The following is a 7,213-nucleotide window of genomic DNA, read 5'->3' on the forward strand; positions in this document are numbered from 1 at the left end:
GAAAAGGGGCGGCGTGATGGCTTCTTCCTCCGTGGGTGGGCTTTCGGGCGCGTTTATTCCCGTCAGTGAAGACGAGGGGATGATCGCCGCCGCCCGCACCGGAACGCTGACCATAGATAAACTGGAGGCCATGACCTGCGTGTGCTCCGTGGGGCTCGACATGATTGCCGTTCCCGGCGACACATCCGCGGACACCATCTCTGCCATCATCGCAGACGAGGCGGCTATCGGCATGGTGAACTGCAAAACCACCGCCGTACGTATTCTGCCCGTGCCGGGGGGAAAGGTGGGAGACACCGTGGAGATGGGTGGATTGCTTGGCAGCGCGCCTGTGATGCCAATTCACACGGAGTCTGCCGCCGACTTCATCGCCCGGGGTGGACGCATTCCCGCTCCGCTCCACAGCCTGAAAAACTGAAAATACCCCTGCGTTACACACCGACACTGGTCTGCATACACTGGCTGGGGAGGGATACTCCGTGAAAGAAAGACTGATCAAGCTGATTGATGTAAAGAGCATTGTTACGTTCCTGCTCACCGGAACCTTTTCGTTGCTGGTGATTCGAGGAGATATCAACGCGCGGGAATTTATGACGGTCTTTACCGTGGTGATCAGCTTCTATTTTGGCACAGAGATTCAAAGGTGTGTCAGCGAATCTAGAAAATAACGGCTCCAACGCCCCCGCACCTTAGGGTGCGGGGGCGTTGGGGCAAGTATGAAGGGTTTTTGCTAAATTAGCAGCAGGGAGTAGGATTGCAGCCGCCGCAGTTGTTCCCGCAGCCACCGCAGTTGTTGTTGCAGCCGCAGCCGCAGTTGTTGCCGCCCCAGCTGTTGTTGCCGCAGAAGCAGAACAGGAGGATGAGGATAATGATCCAGCAGCAATTTCCGCCGCCAAAGAAGCCGTTATTACACATAATTGGACCTCCTATGAAATCGTAGACCGACCATGCATCAGTCTCAATCCATAGTATGCGAGCCTGCGTTGTGTGTTACGAAAGACGGGGAGAGGAAATCATTGCTTTGGCAAAGGCGTGCTCCTCCGGGGTGAAAATGCCCCGGCTCAGCAAAGTCTGGCGCAAGGTCCCCTCCGTGCCGGAAACCTCCGCGTCCAATGCGTACCAGGAGACATACACCAAGTCTGCCCGCAGGAAGAGGCCCTTGGACAGAATAGCTCGCTCGGCAGAGGTCAAAACACCGCGGTCCACCGCCCGGTCCAGCGTCCCCGTCAGATCTGTGGTGCCGGTGGAGCTGTGGCCTAGCGCCCGGAGGACAAATTCCACGTATTGATAGGAATTTATTTTTTGCCCGGGACGGAAGGTGGTTTTGGTATAGCCGTTGGAATAACCTTTGGAATAGGCGTAGCCCACGTATTTGGCAGGTTCGGATCCGGCCTCGATGTCGGTGAAGGGGTTAGTGCCGGTATAGGCCAGCGCCGCGTCCTCCTCGCCCAGCAGGCGGATGAACATAATCAGCGCCTGAAGCCGAGTGGGAGATACCTCCAGATCAAAGCCCTCGCCAAAACCCGTGAGGCTGCCCCGGAATAAGCGAACTGCCTTCAGGGCAGATGCGATAGCGTTGTAGTCCGTGGCAGAAGAATAAGAAAGGCTGTTGGGTCCCTGATAGGATAGCACAGCGGTTTTCCCTGTCACCGAGAAAGCGGCGGACGTATTCTCCGCCACCAGATAGCGGTGTCGGGGAAGAAGGGCGGAACCGGAGGAAATCTCCGTGCCGGCTGTTGCGTCCACCACTGCGCCGGAGGAAAAGGTGACACCGATATCTCCGGCCAGCGGCAACACGAAGGTGCCGGTGGAGCCGGAGAGGACGTCGCCGGATTTCAGGCGGGTTTCCGTCCACTCGGCTGCGCAGTTGGTTTGGCCAGCGGATGTTCCAGAACCCGACGCATCAACTTTCTTCCGCACTGTGTCGGAAAAGGTTCCGTTCAAATAGGAGAGGGAGATAAGCGGATCGTCGGCTCCGCCGCCTGCTGCAGCGGCGTACCAGCCAACCATGGCCGACAATAGCAAGAAGAGCGCGGGAAGCAGCGCCCGTTTTTTCATAGGAACTCCTTTCACGCGCCAGAGCAGCTCAACGATTTGCGATGCGGTAACTCAGCGTCAGCAGGCTGTCTGCGAAGTGGATGTTTTCAAACTGCACCACTGGATCCATGCTGGACAGCTCAGTGTTAGTAAAATTCCAGAAGCCGCGAATGCCCAGCGCAATCAACCGGTCGGCCACCTCCTGCGCCACATGTTGGGGAATGGTCAGTGACACCACGTCCACCGGATGGGACTGGATAAACTCGTCCAGCTCATTCATAGAGCGGACGGGAACGCCGTTGATGCTTGTTCCTACAAGGTTTGGGTCCACGTCAAAAGCAGCGTCCACGGTAAAGCCGGTCTGAGAAAAGGGGAAGTTTTGCAAAAGCGCATGGCCAAGATTGCCCGCGCCGATCATGACAAGGTGATGATTCTTGTCCACACCTAGAATGTGGCCGATTTCTGACCGCAGCTCCTCTACGTTATAGCCGTAGCCCTGCTGCCCAAATTCGCCGAAGCAACTGAAGTCCTGTCTGATTTGAGAGGCGGTAATGTTCATTTCCTGCCCCAGAGAATGGGAGGAAATCCGCACTACGCCGCTGTTGTGCAAACTGTTGAGCTGGCGGTAGTATCGGGGAAGACGCCGAATTACGGCGTCGGAGATATTTTCTTTTTTCAAAGGGATACCCCTCCTTAGACAAAATCCGTTAAATATTTCTCAAATATCTAGCTTATAGTTTAGACTAAAACAGGAATAATGTCAATTTTTTTAACAATCTTTTTGTGAAATTTTTTTCTGTAATTAGTCTTTACTTTTGTAGAATTAACTGTTATACTAATTTTTGCTGTTTGGTTGTTTCCAAATCGAAAATATGCGCCCGTAGCTCAGTTGGATAGAGCGTTAGACTCCGACTCTAAAGGCCACTGGTTCGAATCCAGCCGGGCGTACCAATAAAAACCCTTGAAACGATTGCGTTTCAAGGGTTTTTTATTTAAAAGCAATGGCGGTGGCGGGCGGGAATAGCCTGATTTTAACGAGTTGTACCACGTTTTGTATCAAAAAATGTGGTACAAAACAGGACTACACCTTTGCTCACTTGGATGTCATTGCGGGTCTGGCTTTCTTAAACGTGGATTGTCTCAGTAATGAACATAAATTTTCATGGTGATATCCAGGGATTCGTGTCCAAGAAGGCATTGAGCCTCTGTCATTTTCAACCCACGCTCAAAATGACGCGTGGCGTAAGTGTGGCGCAGTTCATAAAGCGATACCGGCTCGATTTCGTTTGCGATGCAATACCGCTTCCAGCATGGGTAAAAGTGGTCATGCTTCATAGGACCACCGTAGCGTGCGCAGAAAACGTAAGGTCTAGTCCGCGAAGTTCCCCCGGCTTAAGCACGGTTAGAACCGCAAAGAGGCAGGGAGTTGGATTACTGGTGTCTACAGCCGCCTGAGGAGTTAATCCTCGGTCGGCTTTTTGGGTTTGCGCTGGATGCCAAACAACTGCATATAGAATACAATGGATATGAAAGGAGTAGATAGTACATGTTTGACAGAGTTGAAATTTCTCATATAGATATCTATGATGGTAAGACAAATGAGTATTATGGGAAGTCCATATTCCACGATAATACAGATGTTGAAAAAGGCTTGCTACAAATTGTTAACTATAAAGGGAAACCGAAGGCTATGCTATTTCAAAATGTTACCTTTCTGCCCACATCCAACAACTATGTTCCACCGGAAGTATTCGAAAAAACCAGACGTAATGCAATTGTACACTCCGCTCTCAGGGATGCAAATTCCCGTCTTTGGGTACCTGCTGATATACACATGAATTTTGATTCGCAGGTCCGTGGGAAACTGTTAGGAGATAAATACAATTTTAGCAGCGTTGAGTATACCGATATTATTGTTGAAGATGTCAAACTCTTCTCACAAGGAAGATCGGATACCGCGCAGAAATAAGGGCTGTGGATTTGCATTGGAACTTACCCTTGGCAGGCTATGGGGAATTTCTGCACTATCTGTCGCAGAAGGAGAGGGCCCTGACGATTTCATCTGCAAAGCCATAGACGAGCGCACGGAGGGGATGGAAGGCGTGAAGCCGCATAGACCGTGAATCAGGTAGAGGATGCAAGGGTTGTTTTTAAGCAGCTTTCGGCTAAAGATGGAACAAAAGGATAAGAGGCTTTCCCGTAAAAACCGACTGGTTCTTGATGAGTACGCATGTTGGCACACACCTTTTAATTTTTTGATGTATTTTTCGGTTATACGCAGCTAATAAAATGCTTTGAAATGATTGAAATGCCAACAAAAATTACTTTAAAGCCGATAATTCGCGTAGTCCGACTCCCACCACTCGAATCATTGGAACGGCTCCAAATCGAAGGATTTGGAGCTTTTTCATAACTTTTTATGCGACATCAGCTTGTTCGTGCTATATTCATCTAACACTTTATCTAACAAATAGGGATGGCAACCCATTAGAAAGGGTCTCGTTGGTTTTATCTGAATAAGTTATAGTTGGGCTGCGCACAATATGTATTTTTTGTCCTTCAACCGAAGAAGTGGTTTCTGATTCGGAGAGTATTCCTGGCAACCGGGATTTTTCCAACGCAACGGTAATCACTTCCTCATCTAACGGGAAAGTAGGTTGAGGCAGTACGTCTTTTTTGTAGATAGAAACAATGCAAAGCATACCGTAGTCCTACAAACGAATAAGCATCTCTTGAAGAATCATAGTTATTTTGGTGCTATCATTTGAAGGAGTGATAGTTCAAATCACCAACTGAAAATAGGATGATATCCAGATTTGACGTGGCTCGCAAGATTATCAGGCTAAACAGAGATGTAGGATTATATCTCTGTTTAGCCTGATTTTTTGTGTTATACTTAATGAAGTGTTTTAGAAGTTTCTTTAGCGCACCTGCATAATTTTAATAAATAATAGGAGGATACGCAGGGTGAAAGAAATAGAATCAAACAAGAAAGCTTGGAGCAAAATTTCAGAAGATCATTATAATACCTTCAAATCTGCATTTGAAAAGGGTATGCCTAAATTAAACTATTATATACAAAACGAGTTGGGAAATATCTCCAACAAAGAAATCATACATTTGCAATGTAATACAGGAGCCGATACGATCATCTTGTCAAAAATGGGAGCCGGAAACGTCACAGGAGTTGACTTGGTGCCTGATAATATTTTTTATGCTAGAAAGCTAGCTGACGATTTGCAAATTTCAAATGTGAATTTTATTGAATCGGACATTATGGAACTGTCTCACGTACATAATAGGAAGTATGATATAGTCTTTACTTCGGAAGGCGTATTGGGATGGCTGCCAGATTTGAATGTTTGGGCAAAAACAATACGCAATCTATTGAAAGACAACGGCTTTTTATATGTGTTCGATTCGCATCCATTTTTTCTCTCCATGGATGAAAGTAAGCTGAGCAAGGAGGAATATAAAATTAAATACCCCTATTTTGGGAAGAAACCGGATATTGATGATTCTATCGGTGGATATGCCTCCGAAGTAAAGCGGGGAGTGAAAGCATATTTTTGGATGCACACGCTATCTGATATCGTTAATGCACTAACATCGGCGGGATTGCATATTGAATACTTAAATGAATTTACCGAATACTTCTGTGATTCCGGAGATATGGAGCACATCGAAGACAAAGGTTTATATTGTTATGAATATAATACAAACAAATATCCAATGTCGTTTAGCTTGAAAGCTACAGTTCTTAATCGATAGACTTCGGATATTGTGCAGCATGGAGTGTATGAAAAATGTTGTTATATCTATACGGGGCAGGTAAATTATAAGTGCATCTATTTTACCGAATGACACAAATTTTGATAATCTGAACTTTATCCTCCTTGGGGATGGGTTCGGATACATGTTGTTCACTTGAATATATACGTTTGCATAAAGGTAAGTCATGCCTTTACTTGGGGGTGCAAATGTGGTATTATAAAGAGGCCAAACACATACAGGAAAATGGTGTGCATTGTCAGCCGCGTGGCAAATGGAAGCGTAGTGTCTATGCTGGAGAAACGAATGAAAGCGGTGGTTTGAAATGCAATACGGACCTAATCCCAACGCAGTTTACCCTAACGAGGCCATTAAAAGCGTTTGCTTTATTAAAAATGTAGTCACCCGTCCAAGCATTCTGGTGGGAGAATACACCTACTATGATGACAATACCGGGCCAGAGCAGTTTGAAAGTCACGTCACTCATCACTATGAGTTTTTGGGCGATCGGTTGATTATTGGAAAATTTTGTGCCATTGCCAAAGGTATTGAATTTGTGATGAACGGTGCAAATCATCGTATGTGCAGCGTCACCACTTATCCCTTCAACATCATGGGCGGTGGTTGGGAAAAGGCGACGCCGGCTCTGGAAGATCTGCCCTTAAAAGGGGATACCGTAGTGGGAAACGATGTGTGGATTGGGCAAAATGTCACCGTGATGCCTGGTGTACACATTGAAGACGGAGCAATTATTGCGGCAAACTCAGTGGTCACAAGAGATGTTCCGCCCTATACCGTTGTCGGAGGGAATCCCTGCAAAATTCTGCGCAAGCGCTTTGATGACGAGCTGATAGGTTATTTGTTGCATCTAGAATGGTGGAACTGGGAGCCTAAGAAAATTTTTGATAATTTAGAGGCTCTGTGCAGCGGGAATTTGGATAAAATTAAAAAAATTGTCTGAGCTAAAACCTGCGAATTCAAAATAAATACAGGACAGGAGAGCCACGCGTTTAATTTTTCTTGAACTTTCCCCGCGTTGCTGGTATAATCACAAATTGGCAGCAATTTTATGGTACAGAAGATGTTTCACGTCTGTGGTATAAATATATAAGAGCAAGATTTGGGCAGGGCCGTCGATAGCGTGGGTGATTGAGAGTACGGCCCATTGAAAAGCACCCCCAAATTGTATTAGACCACAGACAGTGAAATTTCCAGAGACCCAAAAAGTAAATATCCGGGTGTGGCGCAGTTGGTAGCGCGGGTGGTTTGGGACCATCAGGCCGCAGGTTCGAACCCTGTCACTCGGACCAAAAACCTCTGAAATCAGTTGATTTTGGAGGTTTTTGCATTAAAATGTTTGCCTTTCTTCGTTTTGTACTCTTAAAATGCTCTTTTCTTTGATTAT

Annotated in this window: 8 protein-coding genes, 2 tRNA genes and 1 pseudogene; 7 read left to right on the top strand and 4 right to left on the bottom strand. The window is 46.8% G+C overall.

Annotation, left to right across the window (positions count from 1 at the left end):
- Positions 1-418: DUF711 family protein (locus RT018_RS14885; protein WP_312943111.1), on the top strand; the 418-nt coding region annotated here is incomplete at its 5' end.
- Positions 419-479: 61 nt separating this feature from the next.
- Entirely contained in the window at positions 480-668 is a 189-nt protein-coding gene (locus RT018_RS14890) for a hypothetical protein (RefSeq protein WP_312943112.1), read from the top strand.
- 67 nt (positions 669-735) lie between these two features.
- On the opposite strand, the gene RT018_RS14895 is transcribed toward RT018_RS14890, so the two are convergent.
- The 3 genes from RT018_RS14895 to RT018_RS14905 all read right to left on the bottom strand — a co-directional run bounded on the left by RT018_RS14895 (position 736) and on the right by RT018_RS14905 (position 2,716).
- Positions 736-915 carry a hypothetical protein gene (locus RT018_RS14895; RefSeq protein ID WP_312943113.1) on the bottom strand — a complete coding sequence of 60 codons (180 nt, stop codon included), beginning with the start codon at positions 913-915 and terminating at the stop codon, positions 736-738.
- 75 nt (positions 916-990) lie between these two features.
- Positions 991-2,058 (bottom strand): S-layer homology domain-containing protein, encoded by a 1,068-nt coding sequence (locus RT018_RS14900; RefSeq protein WP_312943114.1) that lies wholly within the window; start codon positions 2,056-2,058, stop codon positions 991-993.
- A 28-nt stretch (positions 2,059-2,086) separates the two neighbouring features.
- Complete coding sequence (locus RT018_RS14905) at positions 2,087-2,716, bottom strand: redox-sensing transcriptional repressor Rex (protein WP_312943115.1); 630 nt, start codon at positions 2,714-2,716, stop codon at positions 2,087-2,089.
- A gap of 195 nt (positions 2,717-2,911) precedes the next feature.
- On the opposite strand from RT018_RS14905, the gene RT018_RS14910 reads away from it, so the two are divergent.
- Positions 2,912-2,988, top strand: a tRNA-Arg gene (locus RT018_RS14910).
- Positions 2,989-3,177: 189 nt separating this feature from the next.
- Here the strand turns inward: RT018_RS14910 and RT018_RS15890 are convergent.
- A pseudogene (locus tag RT018_RS15890) lies at positions 3,178-3,396 on the bottom strand (tyrosine-type recombinase/integrase); the annotation flags it as partial.
- 187 nt (positions 3,397-3,583) lie between these two features.
- On the opposite strand from RT018_RS15890, the gene RT018_RS14915 reads away from it, so the two are divergent.
- The 4 genes from RT018_RS14915 (at position 3,584) to RT018_RS14930 (ending at position 7,118) form a co-directional block, all read left to right on the top strand.
- Positions 3,584-4,006: a hypothetical protein gene (locus tag RT018_RS14915; protein ID WP_312943116.1), complete on the top strand. Its 423-nt coding sequence runs from the start codon at positions 3,584-3,586 to the stop codon at positions 4,004-4,006.
- Positions 4,007-5,004: 998 nt separating this feature from the next.
- Complete coding sequence (locus RT018_RS14920) at positions 5,005-5,808, top strand: class I SAM-dependent methyltransferase (protein ID WP_312943117.1); 804 nt, start codon at positions 5,005-5,007, stop codon at positions 5,806-5,808.
- 325 nt (positions 5,809-6,133) lie between these two features.
- Positions 6,134-6,769 carry a Vat family streptogramin A O-acetyltransferase gene (locus tag RT018_RS14925; RefSeq protein WP_312943118.1) on the top strand — a complete coding sequence of 212 codons (636 nt, stop codon included), beginning with the start codon at positions 6,134-6,136 and terminating at the stop codon, positions 6,767-6,769.
- 273 nt (positions 6,770-7,042) lie between these two features.
- Positions 7,043-7,118: transfer RNA gene (locus RT018_RS14930), tRNA-Pro, on the top strand.
- Positions 7,119-7,213: the final 95 nt, after the last annotated feature.

It is taken from the genome of Oscillibacter sp. (assembly GCF_032060045.1).
Taxonomy (GTDB): domain Bacteria; phylum Bacillota; class Clostridia; order Oscillospirales; family Oscillospiraceae; genus Oscillibacter.

Coding starts and splice junctions, on each gene's coding strand:
- RT018_RS14895 (WP_312943113.1), bottom strand. CDS start 915: ATGTGTAATAACGGCTTCTTTGGCGGCGGAAATTGCTGCTGGATCATT.
- RT018_RS14900 (WP_312943114.1), bottom strand. CDS start 2,058: ATGAAAAAACGGGCGCTGCTTCCCGCGCTCTTCTTGCTATTGTCGGCC.
- RT018_RS14915 (WP_312943116.1), top strand. CDS start 3,584: ATGTTTGACAGAGTTGAAATTTCTCATATAGATATCTATGATGGTAAG.
- RT018_RS14925 (WP_312943118.1), top strand. CDS start 6,134: ATGCAATACGGACCTAATCCCAACGCAGTTTACCCTAACGAGGCCATT.